General features: G+C 66.4%; 16 protein-coding genes. 8 read left to right on the top strand and 8 right to left on the bottom strand.

Annotated features, from left to right (window positions below; translation table 11 throughout):
- Nucleotides 1–41 precede the first annotated feature (41 nt).
- The 6 genes from A6F65_RS01955 to A6F65_RS12805 form a co-directional block, all read right to left on the bottom strand.
- Nucleotides 42–1,634, bottom strand: a complete 1,593-nt coding sequence (locus tag A6F65_RS01955; protein ID WP_067785336.1) for a cisplatin damage response ATP-dependent DNA ligase — start codon at nucleotides 1,632–1,634, stop codon at nucleotides 42–44.
- Nucleotides 1,635–1,646: 12 nt separating this feature from the next.
- Nucleotides 1,647–2,231 (bottom strand): DUF998 domain-containing protein, encoded by a 585-nt coding sequence (locus A6F65_RS01950; RefSeq protein ID WP_067785333.1) that lies wholly within the window; start codon nucleotides 2,229–2,231, stop codon nucleotides 1,647–1,649.
- Nucleotides 2,232–2,273: 42 nt separating this feature from the next.
- Nucleotides 2,274–3,305 carry a ligase-associated DNA damage response exonuclease gene (locus tag A6F65_RS01945; RefSeq protein WP_067785330.1) on the bottom strand — a complete coding sequence of 344 codons (1,032 nt, stop codon included), beginning with the start codon at nucleotides 3,303–3,305 and terminating at the stop codon, nucleotides 2,274–2,276.
- 52 nt (nucleotides 3,306–3,357) lie between these two features.
- The gene (locus A6F65_RS01940; RefSeq protein ID WP_083989147.1) at nucleotides 3,358–5,088 is read right to left on the bottom strand and encodes a M1 family metallopeptidase; all 1,731 of its coding nucleotides are present in this window, start codon (nucleotides 5,086–5,088) and stop codon (nucleotides 3,358–3,360) included.
- Nucleotides 5,089–5,169: 81 nt separating this feature from the next.
- Nucleotides 5,170–7,569 carry an ATP-dependent Clp protease ATP-binding subunit ClpA gene (clpA, locus tag A6F65_RS01935; RefSeq protein ID WP_067785327.1) on the bottom strand — a complete coding sequence of 800 codons (2,400 nt, stop codon included), beginning with the start codon at nucleotides 7,567–7,569 and terminating at the stop codon, nucleotides 5,170–5,172.
- A gap of 164 nt (nucleotides 7,570–7,733) precedes the next feature.
- Nucleotides 7,734–7,952 carry a DUF1192 domain-containing protein gene (locus A6F65_RS12805; protein WP_067785324.1) on the bottom strand — a complete coding sequence of 73 codons (219 nt, stop codon included), beginning with the start codon at nucleotides 7,950–7,952 and terminating at the stop codon, nucleotides 7,734–7,736.
- A 146-nt stretch (nucleotides 7,953–8,098) separates the two neighbouring features.
- Between A6F65_RS12805 and A6F65_RS01925 the strand changes: the two genes are divergently transcribed.
- Both A6F65_RS01925 and A6F65_RS01920 read left to right on the top strand, forming a co-directional pair.
- On the top strand, nucleotides 8,099–9,094 hold the full coding sequence (locus tag A6F65_RS01925) for an NAD(P)H-quinone oxidoreductase (protein ID WP_067785321.1): 996 nt from the start codon (nucleotides 8,099–8,101) through the stop codon (nucleotides 9,092–9,094).
- 155 nt (nucleotides 9,095–9,249) lie between these two features.
- A complete protein-coding gene (locus A6F65_RS01920) occupies nucleotides 9,250–9,963 on the top strand; it encodes a DUF1013 domain-containing protein (protein WP_067785318.1) in 714 nt (237 codons plus the stop codon).
- Between the two features lie 101 nt (nucleotides 9,964–10,064).
- On the opposite strand, the gene A6F65_RS01915 is transcribed toward A6F65_RS01920, so the two are convergent.
- Together A6F65_RS01915 and A6F65_RS01910 are read right to left on the bottom strand one after the other, a co-directional pair.
- Complete coding sequence (locus A6F65_RS01915; RefSeq protein ID WP_067785315.1) at nucleotides 10,065–10,472, bottom strand: bactofilin family protein; 408 nt, start codon at nucleotides 10,470–10,472, stop codon at nucleotides 10,065–10,067.
- Nucleotides 10,465–11,613: a M23 family metallopeptidase gene (locus tag A6F65_RS01910; RefSeq protein WP_237164849.1), complete on the bottom strand. Its 1,149-nt coding sequence runs from the start codon at nucleotides 11,611–11,613 to the stop codon at nucleotides 10,465–10,467. Before A6F65_RS01910 ends, A6F65_RS01915 begins: the two co-directional genes overlap by 8 nt.
- Nucleotides 11,614–11,863: 250 nt before the next feature.
- On the opposite strand from A6F65_RS01910, the gene A6F65_RS01905 reads away from it, so the two are divergent.
- From A6F65_RS01905 to A6F65_RS01880, 6 genes are all read left to right on the top strand, one after another.
- Complete coding sequence (locus A6F65_RS01905; RefSeq protein ID WP_067785312.1) at nucleotides 11,864–13,138, top strand: glutamate-5-semialdehyde dehydrogenase; 1,275 nt, start codon at nucleotides 11,864–11,866, stop codon at nucleotides 13,136–13,138.
- On the top strand, nucleotides 13,138–13,797 hold the full coding sequence (locus tag A6F65_RS01900; RefSeq protein ID WP_067789736.1) for a nicotinate-nucleotide adenylyltransferase: 660 nt from the start codon (nucleotides 13,138–13,140) through the stop codon (nucleotides 13,795–13,797). Before A6F65_RS01905 ends, A6F65_RS01900 begins: the two co-directional genes overlap by 1 nt.
- A 77-nt stretch (nucleotides 13,798–13,874) precedes the next feature.
- Nucleotides 13,875–14,270 carry a ribosome silencing factor gene (rsfS, locus tag A6F65_RS01895; RefSeq protein WP_067785310.1) on the top strand — a complete coding sequence of 132 codons (396 nt, stop codon included), beginning with the start codon at nucleotides 13,875–13,877 and terminating at the stop codon, nucleotides 14,268–14,270.
- A gap of 169 nt (nucleotides 14,271–14,439) precedes the next feature.
- Nucleotides 14,440–14,859, top strand: a complete 420-nt coding sequence (locus tag A6F65_RS01890; protein WP_067785307.1) for a 23S rRNA (pseudouridine(1915)-N(3))-methyltransferase RlmH — start codon at nucleotides 14,440–14,442, stop codon at nucleotides 14,857–14,859.
- On the top strand, nucleotides 14,831–16,129 hold the full coding sequence (locus tag A6F65_RS01885; RefSeq protein WP_083989145.1) for a murein hydrolase activator EnvC family protein: 1,299 nt from the start codon (nucleotides 14,831–14,833) through the stop codon (nucleotides 16,127–16,129). The genes A6F65_RS01890 and A6F65_RS01885 overlap by 29 nt, the downstream gene beginning before the upstream one ends.
- A gap of 89 nt (nucleotides 16,130–16,218) precedes the next feature.
- Nucleotides 16,219–17,583, top strand: coding sequence for a S41 family peptidase (locus tag A6F65_RS01880; RefSeq protein ID WP_067785304.1), 1,365 nt, complete (start codon nucleotides 16,219–16,221; stop codon nucleotides 17,581–17,583).
- The last annotated feature ends 3 nt before the right edge of the window (nucleotides 17,584–17,586 follow it).

Raw genomic sequence — 17,586 nt, 5'->3', positions numbered from 1 at the left:
GCTAACAAACGCAATTCATGGTGGAAAGGGGTCTTGTGCCCTTAATCCCGCACCAGCTTGCGCAGCGCCTCGATCCGGTCCGCTTCGTGCGGCGGCTTGTCCCAGCGGATGCGGTGGATGCGCGGGAAGCGCATGGCGAGGCCGCTCTTGTGGCGCTTGCTTTCATGCACGCTGTCGAAGGCGACTTCGAACACCATGCTGCGGTTGGTCTCGCGCACCGGGCCGAAGCGGTTGACGGTGTTCTGGCGGACGTGGCGATCCAGCTTCTTCAACTCCTCGTCCGTGAAACCGGAATAGGCCTTGCCGACGGGCAGCAGGTCCGCGCCCGCGTCGGGATCGCCGTCCCAGCACCCGAAGGTGTAATCGGAAAAGAAGCTGGAGCGTTTGCCGCTGCCGCGCTGGGCATACATCAGCACGCAGTCGACCAGCAGCGGGTCGCGCTTCCATTTGTACCAGAACCCCACGCGGCGCCCGGCGATATAGGGGCTGTCGCGGCGCTTCAGCATCAGGCCCTCGATCGCATCGTCGCGCGTGCCCTCGCGGATTTGGGCCAGGTGCTCGAAATCGCGCGCCTCCACGATGCTGCTGATGTCGAAATGGCTGCCGGGCAGCTCGCTCATCAGCGCCTCCAGCCGCGCGCGACGCTGGGTCCAGGCCATTTCGCGCAAGTCCTCGCCCTTCACCAGCAGCGCATCGTACAGCCGCACGAAGGCGGGGCTTTCCGCCAGCATCTTCTTGCTGACGGTCTTGCGGCCGAGGCGCTGCTGCAGCGCGTTGAAGCTGGCCGCGCCGCCCTCCTCACCGCCCTGCGTGCTGCCCCGCACCAGCAGCTCGCCGTCCAGCACGGCATCGAAGGGCAGCACGTCCAGCAGTTCCGGGAAGGTGGCGGAGATATCGTCACCGCTGCGCGAATAGACGCGCGTTTCGCCGCCGGCTCGCACCAGCTGTACGCGGATTCCGTCCCATTTCCACTCCGCAGCGTAATCGGCCAGGTCCACCACCGTTTCCTCCAGCGGATGGGCCAGCATGAAGGGGCGGAAGGTGGGCAGGTTGGCGATATCGGGCGGGTCTTTGCCATGCGCGCCCCAGTCGAACAGCTCCGGATAGGGTGGGGCGAGGCCGTGCCAGTATTCCTCCACCTCCTCGACAGGCACATCGAAAGCCTGCGCGAAAGCGGTCTTGGCCAGCCGGCTGGACACGCCGATCCGCATGCCGCCCGTCGCCAGCTTCAGCAGCGCGTAACGGCCGGAGGAATCGAGCCGGTCCAGCAGCCGCGGCAGTTCGGTCACCACGCTCTTGCGGTTCATCGCGCTGAGCAGTTCCACCGTTTCGGACACCGAGGGCGGGGAAGGCGGGTCATCCGGTTGGGGCCAGAGCAGGCTCGCCGTCTCCGCCGTATCCCCCACGAAATCGCGGCTGAGCGTCCAGAGCACGGGGTCCACCCGGTCCTTCAGCAAGTTCCGGATGGTGGAGGATTTCACCGCCGGGAAGTCGAGCCCATCGGAAAGCGCCGCCAGCGCCCAGCCGCGATCCGGGTCGGGCGTCGCGCGCAGGTACTCGGCAATCAGACGCAACTTCTCATTGCGGGAGCGGGTGTAAACCAGCGCGTCGATCAGGGCGGCGAACTCTTCCAACGTCGCTATCGCCTAGGATGAGACCGGAGATGCGGTGCGCTGCCGCCCGGCCGCCATGAAAGGGACCAAGAACCAGCCGAAGCTGAGCAGGATATAGGCGCGCTGGGTAAGCCCCCGATATTCGGCCGGATCGAGCCCGACGAGCAGGAACCACATGTAAAAAAGGCCTGCGAAAGCCACGAACAGCGAGATTTGCTTGCCGACCGGCGTTAGCCAATCGGAAAATTCGGTTGCAAAAAATGCCGGCAGCAGCACCGCGAAAATGGCCAGGCCGTACAGTCCGTGCCGTGGATCACCCGCGACGAAAATGCCGTTGAACAGCATGGCAAGGCCAAAGGCGAAGCCGGCAAGCGCGCTCCAGGACCAGCTGATCCCGCCCTTTGCGAGCAATAGGCCGATGGAAAAGGCGATGATCGAAGTGCCGGCGAGCGCAGCCGATATGCGTACGATCGCACTGATCCACTCTGGGCCCAGCTGGTACTCGCTCAGATGGCTCGCAAAACTGTCGAACCCGGGCACGAAAGGGCTGAGCAGCATCGGAATTACCATTGCGACCGGCGCGATGATGCCTTGCCTGATCAGGTGGTGGGCCAGCATTGGGTGTCGTTCCTTTCTTGGGATCCATCAGATCCTTTCCGCCTAATCATCCTCGTCCTCGTAGCCAACCATCGCCAGTGCGCGCGCGCGGCGCTGGTGGAGCTGGCACCAGCGCAGAAGCGCCTCCTCGCGGCCGTGGGTGACCCAGGTTTCCTGCGGGTCGACTTCCTGAATGGTGCGGGTCAGTTCCTCCCAATCGGCATGGTCGGAGATGACCAGCGGGAGCTCCACATTGCGCTGGCGGGCGCGCTGGCGCACGCGCATCCAGCCGCTGGCCATGGCGGTGATGGGTTCGGGCAGGCGCCGGCTCCAGCGGTCGTTCAGGGCGCCGGGCGGGCTCACCACGATATGGCCGCGAAGATCATCCTTCGGCGTGTCGGCCACCGGCGCAAGCCTGCCGAGGTCGACCCCGAAGTCTTTGTAAAGATTGCACATCTTCTCCATCGCGCCGTGGAGGTAGATGACGTCATGGTGTCCTGCCGCCCGCAATTCCGCGATCACCCGCTGCGCCTTGCCCAACGCATAGGCGCCCACCAGCACGCAGCGATCGGGATGGGCCGCCAGCGCGCTTGTCAGCTTGGCCATCTCCTCCTCGATCGGCGGATGGGTGAAGACCGGCAGGCCGAATGTCGCCTCGGTAATGAAGATGTCGCAGGGCGTCACTTCGAAGGGCGGGCAGGTGGGATCGGCGCGGCGCTTGTAATCGCCGGTGATGACCACGCGCTCGCCCGCATGTTCCAGCAGGATCTGCGCGCTGCCCAGCACATGCCCCGCGGGGATGTACGTCGCATCGACGCCGCCCTTCAGGCGGATCGTCTCGCCATAGGCCACGGGCACGGCGCGGTGCGGGATTTCGCCTGCATCGTCCTGCGCCCCAGTGCGATAGCGAAGCTCCATGATGGCGAGCGTCTCGGGCGTGGCCACCGTCTCGCCATGGCCGCCGCGCGCATGGTCGGCATGGCCATGGGTGACGAGCGCGCGGTCCACCGCCCGGCTGGGATCGATCCAGCAATCGGCGGGCACGACATGCACGCCCCAGGGTTCGGGGCGGATCCAGGAAAAAGGCGCGGCCATTGCGGGATAAAGCCGCGATGGCGCGCTTATGTTCCGGCCCTATGTCCCGGCCCTATGTCCCGGCACGCGCCCTGGCCTGCTGCGCCTGGTAGGCTTCGATATTCGGATCGCGGCGCAGGATCTTCGATTGCGGGTCCAGCGTGACGATCTGCGCGTCCTCCCCGATTTCGAGCACCGCGCGGTTGCCCGTGAACTCGGCGCGCATCAGCTGGCCGTCCACCATCACTTCCACCGGCATGGCGAATTCGACATTGCCCACATCGCGCCATTCCAGCGCCAGCGTGCCGCCATCGCGCGTCGCGACGAGGTCCGGCAGGGCGGCCTGGCGCAGGTAGACCTCGAAGAACCAGCCGAGCTCCAGGCCCGATTCTTCTTCCGCAATCTGCAACAGGTCGTCCGTGTCGCGCAGGACCGGCATGAACCGGCCCGGCTGCGGATCGAAGGTGTCGTAAACCAGCAGCGTCATGCTGCGGAAGAAGGCATCGTCCCCGATCAGCTCGCGCAGCGTGTGCAGCACCCAGCTGCCCTTGGCATAGATGTCGCTGCCCCAGCCGGCATCGTCCAGATATGCGTCTGATCGCACATGATCGCGCGGCGCGACGGGCACCTGGTTGCGGATGATATTGCGCGCGCCCGCCATCTTGGCGTGATAGGCATGCTCGCCCGCAATATCGCGCAGGTACAGCGCCTCCATGTAGCTGCCCGTGCCCTCGTGAAGCCACATGTCCGCATTGCTGCGATGGGTCAGCTGGTTGGCGAACCATTCATGCGCGAATTCGTGGAACAGCAGCCAGTCGTAAGGCATGACTCCGCGCTTGTAGCCATTGCCGTAGGCGTTGATGGTCTGGTGCTCCATGCCCAGGTGCGGCGTGTGGACGACGCCCGCTTTCTCGTCCGCGAAGGGATAGGGGCCGATGCGGCGCTCGAACCAGTCGATGTAAAGCGCCAGCTCGTCCAGCAGGCGCCCGGCATTCTCTCCGTCGCCCGGCAGGTGATAGAACACCAGCGGGATGTCCTGCCCCGACGGGCCGCGATGTGTGCGCTCCAGCACCTCGTAAGGCCCGATGTTCAGCGCCATCGCGTAGATGTTCGGGTGCTTGGCCAGCCAGCGATACCCGCGCCACTCGCCGGCGGTCTCCTCGCCCAGCAGCCTGCCATTGCCCGCGGCATAGAGGTTGCTGTCGGATGGCACGAAGATCGTGCTCTCCACCTCGGCAATCTCCTTCGTCGAATGGTCGATGCAGGGATACAGCAGGTCGCATCCATGGCCCTGCATGGCGGTGGCGATCCAAGGCTGGCCATCGGGCGTCTGCGACCAGACGAAGCCGCCGTCCCAGGGCGCCCGCGGCGCCTCTCGCGGAACGCCTTCGTATTGGATCTGCACCGAATAGCGGCGCGGATCGCGGCGGCTCTCTGGCAATTCGATCGACAGCAGCCCGTCTGCGTGGGTGAAGCTGCCCGGCGCGATCTGCATGCCGCCCACCATCACCTGCGAGACGGCCAGCCGCTCATCCAGCTCCAGCTCGACCCGCTTCGGGGTCCCGTTTGCGGCGAATGTGTAATCGGCCAGCCCGCGAATGCTGGTCGTCTCCGGCATCACCCAGATCTTCAGGTCCAGTTTCAGCGGGACCAGCTTGGCCTGCTCGCTGGTCAGCGGCGTACCGGAAACCAGCGTGCGTATCGGCTCCGCCTGCGCCTCAGCCGTGTCCTGCGCGGCAGACATGCCCATCGGCATGGCGGCGGCCAGGCCGGCGAGTAGTGTGATCCTGAGTGGCTGGCGCATGCATGTTCCCCCAAAGCAAAACGGGCGGATGCATCATGCACCCGCCCGCCGCGTGTTCAAACCATTTTGCCGCTCAAGCGATCAGCTGTCGCCGGAGCCGTCGTCCCCCGAGGCATCCGCGCCGGACGTGTCGGGCGTATCCTTGGGCTTATCCTTTGAAGGGGCCTTCTTCTTGGCGGCTGGCTTCTTTTTGGCTTTCTTGGCCTTGGACTTGGGCGGGGCCGGGGCGAGTTCGAAGGCGAGCTTGTCGTCCTTCACGCTCACCTGCACCTCGCCGCCGCCGGACAATTTGCCGAACAGCAGTTCCTCGGCCAGCGGCTGTTTCACCTTTTCCTGGATCAGGCGGTCCATCGGGCGCGCGCCATAGAGGCGGTCGTAACCGCGCTTGCCCAGCCATTCGCGCGCATCGCCGTCGAACTGGATGTGCACGTTCTGGTCGGCCAGCTGCAGTTCCAGCTGCAGGATGAACTTGTCCACCACGCGGCTGATCGTGCCCGTGCCGAGGTAACCGAACGGCACGATGGCATCGAGGCGGTTGCGAAACTCCGGCGTGAACATGCGCTTCACGGCTTCCTCGCTGGCATCTTCCTTCGACACGTCGCCAAAGCCGATGCCCTGTTTCGCCATGTCGGACGCGCCGGCATTGGTCGTCATGACCAGCACCACGTTGCGGAAGTCCACCGTCTTGCCGTGATGGTCCGTCAGGCGGCCGTTATCCATCACCTGCAGCAGGATGTTGAACAGGTCCGGATGGGCCTTCTCGATCTCGTCCAGCAGCAGCACGCAGTGCGGGTTCTGGTCGATGGCATCGGTCAGCAGGCCGCCCTGGTCGTAACCGACATAGCCCGGAGGCGCGCCGATCAGGCGGGAGACGCTGTGACGCTCCATATATTCCGACATATCGAAGCGCTTCAGCTCGATCCCCATGATGGAGGCAAGCTGGCGGGCGACTTCGGTCTTGCCGACGCCGGTCGGGCCGCTGAACAGGAAGCTGCCGATGGGCTTCTCCGGATCGCGGAGGCCCGCGCGCGACAGCTTCATCGCGGTCGAGAGCTTCTCGATCGCCAGGTCCTGCCCGAACACGACGCGCTTCAGGTCCTTCTCCAGGCTGCCGAGCGCGGCCTTATCATCCTTGCTGACGGATTTCGGGGGGATGCGCGCCATGGTAGCGATCACCTTCTCGATTTCCTTGGCCGTGATGGTCTTGCGGCGCCGGCTGGGTGGGACCAGCATCTGCATCGCGCCGACCTCGTCGATCACGTCGATCGCCTTGTCCGGCAGCTTGCGGTCATTGATATAACGCGCGCTCATTTCCACCGCCGTCTTGATGGCGTCGGGCGTGTAGCGCACCTTGTGATGCTCCTCGAAGGCGCTGCGCAGGCCCTTGAGGATCTTGATCGTGTCTTCCACCGTGGGCTCGTTCACGTCGATCTTCTGGAACCGGCGCAGCAGGGCCCGGTCCTTCTCGAAGTGATTGCGGAATTCCTTGTAAGTGGTCGAACCGATGCAGCGGATCGTCCCGCCGGACAGGGCGGGCTTCAGAAGGTTGGAAGCATCCATGGCCCCGCCGCTGGTGGCCCCTGCGCCGATCACCGTGTGGATCTCGTCGATGAACAGCACCGCGTCGGGCATCTTTTCCAGTTCGGAAACGACCTGCTTCAGCCGCTCCTCGAAATCGCCGCGATAGCGCGTACCGGCCAGCAGCGCGCCCATGTCGAGCGAGTAGATGACCGCATCGTTCAGCACTTCGGGCACGTCGCCTTCCACGATCTTGCGCGCCAGGCCCTCGGCAATCGCCGTCTTGCCCACGCCGGGATCGCCCACATACAGCGGGTTGTTCTTGGACCGGCGGCACAGGATCTGGACCGTGCGGTCAACCTCGGCATTGCGGCCGATCAGCGGGTCGACCTTGCCGTCCTGCGCCTTCTTGTTGAGGTTGACGGTGAACTGGTCGAGCGCGGTTTCCTTCTTCTTGCCGCCGGGCTTGGTATCGCCGTCCTCGGCCCCCTCCGCGCCTTCGGGCGGGCGGGCTTCACTGCTGCCGTTCTTGGCGATGCCGTGGCTGATGAAGCTGACCGCATCCAGCCGGCTCATATCCTGCTGCTGCAGGAAATAGACGGCATAGCTGTCGCGTTCGGAGAACAGGGCGACCAGTACATTGGCGCCCGTCACCACGTCCTTGCCGCTGGCCTGCACGTGCAGGATGGCGCGCTGGATCACGCGCTGGAAGCCGGCCGTGGGCTGCGGATCGCTTTCCGGCTCACCCTCCAGCTTCTTGAATTCCTGGTCGAGATATTGCTGCACCGCCAGGCCCAGCTCATCGAGGTCGACACCGCAGGCATTCATCACCTCGGCCGCATCGCTATCGTCCACCAGCGCCAGCAGCAGGTGCTCCAGCGTGGCGTATTCATGCGTGCGATCGCTGGCGAGCTGCATCGCGGTGTGGAGGGTCTTCTCTAGGCTCTGGGCAAAACTTGGCATGGTCTATCCGTTATTCGGCCGCGTCCGGCATGGTCCGGGAACGGCAGGGTAAGGCGGGAAACTGAACGCACGGCAAACGGCTGGCTGCCGGCGGGTCCCTGTTGCAGGGAATATAGGAAGCCGCCGCGCGATTTACAGGTGCGGGCGGATTGGGTCGGCATGGCTCAGCCGGCCTGCCCGGATTGGGGCGGGGAACCAAACAGCGCATCGGCCGCCTTGCGGTGGTCCGCGGCCCGCGCATGCTGCGCCTTCACCCGCGCGATTTCCGCTTCAAGCAGTGCAACCCTCTCCAGCAGCTCTTCCTGCGAATAGCTGTCCAGATCCTCTTTCGAGAGCTGGTCGGCCGCATCCTGGCGCGCCCGCGGGAGGTCGTCTTGGTCCATTGCGCAGCCAGTGTCCTGCGCTTGGCGCTTGCTGTCAACGGGCGCTATCACTACGCCAACAGGCGTGGCGAAGGGGCCACAGCAACGTGACAGAGCAACGTGACAGGGGGGTAACGTTGGACGAGGCATCGGCCATTCCGGAAACCATGCAGGCAATCCGCATCGCGCAGCCGGGCGGGCCGGAGCAGTTGCAGCTGCATGAGCTGCCCGTGCCGCAGCCGGGGCCGGGCGAAGTGCTGGTCCGCGTCAGCCATGCCGGTGTGAACCGGCCGGACGTATTCCAGCGCCTCGGCCTTTATCCCCCTCCGCCCGGTGCGCCCGAGACGCCGGGGCTGGAAATCTCCGGTGACGTCGTGGCGCTGGGCGATGGGGTGGCGGCAGAGATGCTGGGGCAACAGGTCTGCGCGCTGGTTCCGGGCGGCGGCTATGCGCAGTATTGCTGCGCAAAGGCCGGGCAGTGCCTGCCAGTGCCGCAGGGCCTCTCGCTGGCAGAGGCTGCGGCCCTGCCCGAAACGCTGTTTACCGTATGGCATAACGTCTTCCAGCGCGGTTTCGCGCGCGATGGCGAGGTGCTGCTGGTGCATGGCGGGACGAGCGGGATCGGCACCATGGCGACGCGGCTGGGCAAGCTGCTAGGGCTGACGGTGATCGTCACCTGCGGCAGCGAGGCGAAGTGCGACGCCGCGCGCGACGTCGGCGCGGACCTGGCGATCAATTACAAGGCGGAGGATTTCGGCGCGCGCGTGCTGGAACATACCGGCGGGACAGGCGCGGACGTGGTGCTGGACATGGTCGCGGGCGAATATACGCAGCGCAACCTCGATTGCATGGCGCCGGACGGCCGGCTGGTCACCATCGCCGTGCTGGGCGGGGCGCAGGCGCAGGTCAACATGGCCAAGGTGATGATGAAGCGCCACGTGCTGACCGGGTCCACGCTGCGCGCGCGGCCCGATGTCTTCAAGCAGTTGCTGGCGCAGGATATCGCGCAGAACGCCTGGCCGATGGTGGCCGAAGGGGAGCTGCGCCCGGTGATGGACCGCACATTCCCGCTGGCAGACGCCGCCGCCGCCCATGCGCGGATGGAGGCGGGCGATCACATCGGCAAGATCGTGCTGGCCGTGGGCGATGGCGCAGCGGGCTAAGCATGCGGCAAACGCGGCCCCGCTTGCGCTTTTTCTTGCCGCGCGGGGCGAATGCGCTTACATCGGGCATGCAACGGCCGCTCCGCAAGGGGCGGCCCTTTTAATTTCAGCGGAGAAATCATGTGGCCCAGTCCACTAACCAGCCCACTCCCCTCATGCCCCATGCGACAGCCAGCTGGCTGATCGACAACACCGCATTGGGCTTCACCCAGATCGCCGATTTCTGCGGCCTCCACATCCTGGAAGTGCAGGCCATGGCGGACGACCTGGCAGGCTCCAAATATACCGGCCGCGATCCGGTGCATTCCGGCGAGCTGACCCATGCCGAAATCGAAAAGGGCGAGAAGGACCCGGAATATGCGCTGGTCATGCAGCGCGCCCCGGTCGATGTCAGCCGCACCAAGGGCCCGCGCTACACGCCGGTGTCCAAGCGCCAGGACAAGCCGGACGGCATCGCATGGCTGCTGCGCAACCACCCGGAAATTTCCGACGCGCAGGTCGGCAAGCTGATCGGCACCACGCGCAACACGATCAACGCCATCCGCGAACGCACGCACTGGAACATCCAGAACATCCAGCCCAAGGATCCGGTGACCCTGGGCCTGTGCAGCCAGCGCGAGCTGGACGCCGCCGTGGCCAAGGCCGCGAAGAAGGCCGCCGCCAACGCGCCCGAGCCGGTCGAAGGCGAAGAGGTGGTCGAAGAGGCTCCCGTCCAGCCGCGTGACGACAAGGCCGCGCTGATCGAGGAACTGAAGGCCGAGCGCGAGGAAGCCGCCAAGGCTGCTGCGCAGGCCGCGCAGGAAGCCGAAGCCGAAGCATGGCTGACCGCCAAGCGCGCTGCCGAAGACGGCGAGACGAACGAAGGCTGACCTCCTCCGGCCAGCGATGGCCGATAGATAGCAAAAGGGCCGCTTCCCGATCCGGGTAGCGGCCCTTTTTGTTTTCCTGCCCTGTCAGGCGAAGCGCGCGATCAGTTCGCGACGGTCAGCACCGGTTCCCCGCCATCATTGCCGTTCTGCTTGGCTGCGGGCTTGGCGCCCTGCGTGGATGCGCGGGCCTCGCCGTGCGAGAAGCGACCTTCGATATGCGCGCCCTGTTCCACGGTCAGCGCTTCGTAACGCACGTCGCCCTCGATGCGGGCGCTGCGCAGCACGACGAGTTCGCGAGCGGAGATCGTGCCCTTCACAGTGCCGGAGATGCGGGCGCTTTCCGCCTCGATCGAACCGTTGATGACGCTTTCCTCGCCCTGCACGATGGCCTTGCAGGTGATGTCGCCATGCACCTTGCCATCGACATGCAGGTCGGCATTGGCGGAAATGTCGCCGGTGATCGAAACGTCCGGGCCGAGGACGGAGAAGGTCGAGCCGGGATTAGCCACGTTTCTTTTCCTTTGCGGTGGAAGCGGGGCGTCGGGCTTCTTCGAGAACATTCGGGGCCGTCTCCAGGAACGGGCGCGGATTGACCGCACGATTGTTGATGCGCACTTCGAAGTGCAGGTGCGGGCCGGTGGAGCGCCCGGTGGAACCGATGGCGCCGATGACGCTGCCGGCGTCGACTTTCTGACCGACCTTGGCGTTGTAACGCGACATGTGGGCGTAGCGGGTCATCATGCCGTTGCCGTGGGTGATTTCCACCGTCTTGCCGTATCCGCCCTTGTAACCGACGAAGGTCACCTTGCCGGCGGCTGCGGCGTGGATCGGGGCGCCCACGGGGCCCTTGAAGTCCAGGCCGCTATGCATGGCGCCCGAACCGTTGAACGGATCGCGGCGATAGCCAAAGCCGCTGGAGATCATGTTGATATCCGCCGGCATGACCTGCGGAATGCCGGCCAGGCCGCGCTCCAGCGCGTCCATGCGGGCAAGGCTTGCGCCCAGGCGCTGGAAGCGCGGGTCGATGCTCTTGCCCAGCGCCTCGAAAGGACCACCCATGGCATCGCGCGAATTGGCGAGCATGGCGTCGGGGTTGAGGCCCAGCTTGCGAATCGCCTTCTCGGCGCGGGCTGCGCGGCGGTCCGCAAAGCGGGTCATGCGTTCGGCCAGCGCGATCTGGCGGCGCTCGATCTGGGCCAGGCGGGCTGCCTCGGGGAAGCTGGCGGACACCTTCTGCACGGTGGCGGCGGTTTCGCTTTCGCTATCGGTTACCGTTTCGCCTTCGCGCACGTCTTCCGGCAGCATGGGCAGCATGTCTTCAAGGAAGTCCTGCCGCGTCTCGAGCTCGTCGGCCACGGAATCCAGGTCGTCGCTATAGGCGTCGAGCCGCGTCTGCGCGTCTTCCACCTTCGCTTCGCGGTCCAGCAGGGCCATCCGTTCGGCCTGGGCGCTGTATTGCATGACGCCCGCACCCACCACGGACACGCCCCAAACCAGCAGCGCGGCACAGGCCGCGCCGGCAGCGGTCATCTGCATCTTCGTGGTAATCGTGATGAAACGGACCTGCCCGTTAGACCGCATGAAAAATTCGCGATCCGGGAACCAGCTCCGCAGGCGCGCCAGAAAGCCGCCTCCGGTTTCGTTCTGCAAGATGTCGACCCCGTACTAAATAAGTGTCCAAACCCGCGGCGTGGTTAGCAACAGGGTCACGATTCGCAAAATTACCTACGTTTAAAGGGGGCGAGCCGAGAAAAAGAAGCGATGAAACGTTTCATCCGGCGGGAACTTGCCGGGACTCTGTGCGTGAGCGTTCACAGAATCGATTCGGCATTTGGGCCGGCTTTGCGTCCGCTCCGGCGAAAATCCTGACAAGGCGAATGATGTTTGTTAGGCACACCGCATGACCGATCAGACCGCATTTTCCGCCGATCCGGAGGCGCTTGTTGCCGGCCTTGCGCGCGATGGCCGCGCAGCCCAGCGTCAGCTCGCCCGGATGAGCGACGGACAGAAGGCTGCCGCCTTGCGCGCTGCCGCCCAGGCGCTGCGCGATCACGAGGCGGACATCCTCCATGCCAATGCGAAGGATATCGCGGCGGGCCAGGAGCGCGGGCTAACCGGTGCGCTGCTCGATAGGCTGAAGCTGGATGGGGAGCGGCTGGAAGGGATCGCCGCCGCGCTGGAAAACGTCGCATCCCTGCCCGATCCGGTGGGCGAGGTAATCTCGAAATCCGAAGCACCCAGCGGGCTGGACCTGCAGCGCGTGCGCATCCCGATCGGCCTGATCGGCATCATTTACGAAAGCCGCCCCAACGTCACGGCGGACGCGGCGGCCCTGTGCTTGCGCTCCGGCAATGCAGCCCTGCTGCGCGGCGGCAGCGAGGCGGTGCATTCCAACCGCGCGATCCTGGATGCTCTGACCGAGGGGCTGACGAAAGAAGGCGTACCGGAAGCAGCCGTGCAATTGCTGCCAACGCAGGACCGCGCCGCCGTGGGGGCGATGCTGAAGGCGGCCGGGCTGATCGACATGATCGTGCCGCGCGGGGGCAAGAGCCTGGTGGAGCGGGTGCAAAACGATGCCCGCGTGCCCGTGCTCGCCCACCTCGATGGTATCTGCCACACCTATGTGCACGCGGCGGCAGAGCCCGGCATGGCGGAGAAGCTGGCCGTGAATGCGAAGCTGCGCCGCCCCGGCATCTGCGGCGCGATGGAGACGCTGCTGCTCGATTCGCAATTTCCCGAAAGCGCGCGGATCGTGGGCGCGTTGCTGGACGGCGGCTGCGAACTGCGCGGCGACAAGCGGGCGCAGGCGCTCGATTCGCGGATCGTTCCCGCCTCGCCCGAGGACTGGGACACCGAATATCTCGACGCCATCCTGTCGGTCGCCGTGGTGGACGGGATGGATGATGCGCTAAGCCATGTCGCGGCGCATTCCAGCGGGCACACCGATGCCATCGTGACGTCGGACGCCGATGCCGCCCAGCGCTTCCTGGACGAGGTCGATTCGGCCATCGTCATGGTCAATGCCTCCAGCCAGTTCGCCGATGGCGGGGAATTTGGCCTGGGCGCGGAAATCGGCATCGCGACCGGGCGGCTGCACGCCCGCGGTCCCGTGGCGCTGGAAGGCCTCACCACATACAAGTGGCAGGTGCGCGGCACCGGGCAGGCGCGCGCCTGATGCGCGGCGGGCCGATCGGCCTCCTTGGCGGCAGCTTCAACCCGGCGCATGGCGGGCACAGGCGGATCAGCCTGTTCGCCCTGCGCGCGCTGGGTCTGGCGGAGGTCTGGTGGATGGTTTCGCCCGGCAACCCCCTGAAACCGAAGGAAGGCATGGCCAGCCTGACCGCGCGCGTCAAAAGCGCGCAGGTGCAGGCGCGGCGCGCGCCGATCCGGGTGACCGCGATCGAGCAGCAGCTGGGCACGCGCTACACCGTCGACACGCTGGCAGCGATCCGCCGCCGCTTCGCGAACCGCGATTTCGTGTGGCTGATGGGGGCGGACAATCTTGCGCAGTTCCACCTGTGGAAGGACTGGCAGGCCATCGCCCGCCAGATGCCGATTGCGGTGATTGCGCGCCCGGGGTATGACAGTGCTGCAATTGCGAGCCCCGCAATGGCCTGGCTGCGCCGCTACCGGCTCTCCGCCGCCAGTTTCAGGAGCCGGACGGATTGGAGTGCCCCCGCGCTGATCGAACTGCGTTTCGACCCGGATCCCCGCTCGGCCACCGCTCTGCGCCGTGCCGATCCCGACTGGGCCGACGCTTTTGCCGGTCCGCCGCCGCGCGACGAGGTTACCCATTCGCTTATTCAGCAACATACAAGGTCCGGCGCGGCATGACCGCCCGCACTGACCGCTTTTCAAGACTTACAGGAGACTGATCCGCCGCGGCCAAATTCGCCGCGCGCCATCACGCCATGACCGACGCATCGCAACATATCGCGGAAAAACCCGCCACCGAGCCGGGCTCGCTGCACGAACTGATCATCGACCAGCTGGACGACGACCAGGCGCAGGACCTCGTCTCCATCCCGCTGGCGGGCAAGTCCTCCATCGCCGATCACATGGTGATCGCATCGGGCCGCTCCACGCGGCAGGTGGCCGCCATGGCCAGCAAGCTGGCGCAGAAGGTGAAGGACGCCGGCCACGGCCGCGCGCATATCGAAGGCCTGCCCGCAGCCGACTGGGTGCTGGTGGATGCCGGTGACGTCGTGGTGCACCTGTTCCGCCCCGAAGTCCGCAGCTTCTACAACCTCGAACGCATGTGGGGTTTCGGGGACGAGGAGAAGGCGGCAGACGCGGCCGGGGGCTGAGATCGGGCGTAGTGGCTCCGCGTTTGTTTGTCTCATGAACCCGCATCCGCGGGTTCGTCCTCCCGGCTATTCCCTACGCTTCGCTCCGGGGCCGGTCCGGGCGGGCGGTCGCCTTTGCGGTCCGCTGGACGCGGACCGGACTTGAGATAGCCAGTTCGGGAGCGCTGAAATTCTTCTCCACATCATCGCACGGGGCAAGATCGCGCGTTCGCCGGAGGCGGAGCTGCTGGCGCGGTATGAGAAGCGCATCACCTGGCCCTTCCGCCATACCGAGCTGCCCGAAACCGGCGGCAGGATCCCCGACGCGCTGACGCCGTGCCGCACTGTCCTGCTGGACGAGCGGGGCAAGGCCATGGGCAGCGAGGATTTCGCGGCCCTGCTCGGCCGCTGGCGTGATGACGGCATCCGCGAAACCCGCTTCGTACTGGGCGCGGCAGACGGGCATTCCCAGCAGGAACGCGCCGAGGCCGACCTGCTGCTCGCCTTCGGCAAGGCGACCTGGCCGCACCTGCTCGCCCGCGCCATGCTGGCAGAGCAGCTGTTTCGCGCCACCTCCATCCTTGCAGGGCATCCCTATCATCGGGCATGACGGCTGCGTGATCACGCTGGCCAACCAGACACCGGAAACCCAGACACCGGAATCGAGGCCGCGGCGCTGGCCGCTGGTCGCCTTCCTGCTGGTGCTGGCCGCGTCGCAGGCTACCGCCCAGCGCGAGCCCGTCTTCACCTCTGCCGAGGAAGGCCGCGCGGCGCTCGAAACCGCGGTGGAGCAGCGCAAGCATGCCGAAGCCCGCAGCATCCGGCTGGAGCGCGAGGCCAGCGAGGCTGAGACCGCCGCCGCGCGCACCAGGAAAGAAGCCGCCGCGCTGGCCGCCCGCGTGCAACAGGCCGAAGCCGGCATCGCCGCCGCTGAAGCACGCATCGCCATGATCGATAACGAGCGCCGCAAGCTGCGTGAGGAGCTGGGCGCGCGGCAGGGCCCGGTGGTCCGCCTCACCGCCGCCTTGCAGAAATTCAGCCGCCGCCCGGTGGTGCTGTCGCTGCTGCGCCCCGGCTCCATCCGCGACGTGGTCTACACCCGCGCCATGCTGGCGAGCGCCGTGCCCCAGGTGCGCCAACGCACATCCGGCCTGCGCGCCCGGCTCGATCGCAGCCGCAGGCTCCGGCGCGAGGCGGAACAGGCCCGCGGCGTCCTGCGCGCCGAGCAGGAGGCGCTGGACGAGCGGCGCACCGAGCTGGCCGAGCTGGAGACGCGCCAGCGCCTCGCCGCGCGGCAGGCGAGCGGCAATGCGGCACGCGAATCCGAACGCGCGCTGGCGCTGGCGGAGGAGGCGCGCGACCTCGACGGGCTGGTGGGTGAACTCGACCGGGCAGGGTCCTTGCGCGACAGGCTGGCGGCACTCCCGGGCCCGAAATTGCGGCCGGAACGCCCGCAGGATGCGCAGGTCACCGCGCCGGAACGCGCCGCGCAGGGTACTGAAGGCATCCGCACCCGTCCGCCCAGCCCATACCTCCTGCCTGTGGCCGGGAGAACCGTCACCGGCTTCGGTGCGCCCTCTTCCGGCGGGCTGTCCAACGGCCTGACCATCGCCCCGCGCGGCGGCGCGCAGGTGATTGCGCCTGCGCAGGGCCGCGTGGTCTTCGCCGCGCCATACGAGGGCTATGGCCGCATCGTGATCGTGGAGCACGAGGGCGGCTGGACCAGCGTGGTCATGGGCCTTGCCCGCGTGGACGTGAATGTCGGTGACGAGGTGACGGGCGGTTCGCCGCTGGGTATCGCGCCGCAGGGGCGCCCGACCATCTCGCTGGAATTGCGGCGCGAGGGCGAGCCGGTCAATCCCGTCCCATTCCTGGGCTGATTGCCGGCCGCCGCCTCGTCCGGCGCATCCTCATCTGGCGTTAAGCCCTCCTGCGCGATAGGATGGCCATACGATAACGGGATCCTTCAATGACATTCGCACCCAAGAAATTCGCACCGAAAAACCTTGCGCGGGCCGCCCGCGCGGGCGCGCTGCTGACTGCCGTCGCCCTGCTGCCCGCCACCACGGCCGGTTTCGCGCAGGTCGAAAGCCGGGCCAGCGGCGAATTTGCCACGCTGTTCGCCGTCGTGGACCGGGTGAAGGCCGTCTATGTCCGCGAAGTGGATGACGAGACGCTGGTGAACGGCGCCATCAAGGGCATGCTGGCAGAACTCGATCCCCATTCCGCCTATATCTACGGCGACGGCTACGAGCGCCTGACCACCATGATAGACGGAAATTACCAGGGGTTGGGCATCCAGGTCCAGGGCGAGGACGGCGCGGTGAAGGTCGTCTCCCCCTTCAAGGGGTCCCCGGCAGACAAGGCCGGCCTGAAGGCGGGCGATTACATCACCCATATCGATGGCAAGCTGATCGTCGGGCTGGAGCTGGACGAGGCCATTAGCCAGATGCGCGGGCCTGCGGGCACGGCCATCACGCTGACGGTAGTGCGCGCCGGGCGCGATGCTCCGCTGGAAATCACCGTGACGCGCGGCGTGATCGAGCTGGAGCCGGTGACCTGGGAGCTGAAGGACGGCAATATCGGCTATATCTCGGTCAACGAGTTCAGCCGCGATGTCGGGCGCGATGTCGCCCAAGGCCTGGCCGACCTGCGCAAGCAGGCAGGCGGCACGCTGAACGGCCTGGTGCTGGACCTGCGGCGCAATCCGGGCGGCTCGCTGGACGAGGCCGTGGCCCTGTCCGACCTGTTCCTGGACGAAGGCCAGATCGTGTCCCAGCGTGGGCGCGGACGGCGTGACACCATCTATTACGACAGCGAGAGCGTGTATCCGGGCGACGTGGCCGACGGCGTGCCGATCATTGTGCTGATCGATGCCGGCTCCGCTTCCGCCAGCGAAATCGTGGCAGGCGCGCTGCAGGACCAGAAGCGCGCGCTGGTGATGGGCGAGCGCAGCTTCGGCAAGGGCAGCGTACAGACGCTGATGCCGCTGACACGCAACACCGCGCTGAAGCTGACCACGGCGCTGTATTACACGCCTTCGGGCCGCAGCGTGCAGGAAGGCGGGATCGAACCCGATATCCGCGTGCCGCAGCTGTCCGATCCGGACATGGCCGCACGCGCCAAATTCACCTTCCGCGAGAGCGACCTGCAACGCCACATCGTGAATGAGCAAGATTTGAAGGACGAAACGCTGGAGATCGACAACAAGGCCGATCCGCGCTTCACCGCCACGCCGGAAGAGCTGGCCGAGCAGGGCATCGAGGATTTCCAGCTGCATTACGCGCTGCAGACCCTGCGCCGCACGTCGCGCACCGCAACTGCGCGCCGCTGACAG

The sequence above is a fragment of the Paraurantiacibacter namhicola genome (genome assembly GCF_001687545.1).
Taxonomy (GTDB): Bacteria; Pseudomonadota; Alphaproteobacteria; order Sphingomonadales; family Sphingomonadaceae; genus Paraurantiacibacter; species Paraurantiacibacter namhicola.
The sequence above is the reverse complement of the archived record's forward strand: the minus strand, read 5'-3'. Positions and strand labels throughout refer to the sequence as shown.

Bases quoted from the DNA above. Each gene is read 5' to 3' on its own strand.
- clpA (WP_067785327.1), bottom strand. From the start codon at position 7,569: ATGCCAAGTTTTGCCCAGAGCCTAGAGAAGACCCTCCACACCGCGATG.
- A6F65_RS01925 (WP_067785321.1), top strand. From the start codon at position 8,099: ATGCAGGCAATCCGCATCGCGCAGCCGGGCGGGCCGGAGCAGTTGCAG.
- A6F65_RS01880 (WP_067785304.1), top strand. From the start codon at position 16,219: ATGACATTCGCACCCAAGAAATTCGCACCGAAAAACCTTGCGCGGGCC.
- A6F65_RS01900 (WP_067789736.1), top strand. From the start codon at position 13,138: ATGCGCGGCGGGCCGATCGGCCTCCTTGGCGGCAGCTTCAACCCGGCG.
- A6F65_RS01945 (WP_067785330.1), bottom strand. From the start codon at position 3,305: ATGGCCGCGCCTTTTTCCTGGATCCGCCCCGAACCCTGGGGCGTGCAT.
- A6F65_RS01905 (WP_067785312.1), top strand. From the start codon at position 11,864: ATGACCGATCAGACCGCATTTTCCGCCGATCCGGAGGCGCTTGTTGCC.
- rsfS (WP_067785310.1), top strand. From the start codon at position 13,875: ATGACCGACGCATCGCAACATATCGCGGAAAAACCCGCCACCGAGCCG.
- A6F65_RS12805 (WP_067785324.1), bottom strand. From the start codon at position 7,952: ATGGACCAAGACGACCTCCCGCGGGCGCGCCAGGATGCGGCCGACCAG.
- A6F65_RS01950 (WP_067785333.1), bottom strand. From the start codon at position 2,231: ATGCTGGCCCACCACCTGATCAGGCAAGGCATCATCGCGCCGGTCGCA.
- A6F65_RS01920 (WP_067785318.1), top strand. From the start codon at position 9,250: ATGCCCCATGCGACAGCCAGCTGGCTGATCGACAACACCGCATTGGGC.
- A6F65_RS01940 (WP_083989147.1), bottom strand. From the start codon at position 5,088: ATGCGCCAGCCACTCAGGATCACACTACTCGCCGGCCTGGCCGCCGCC.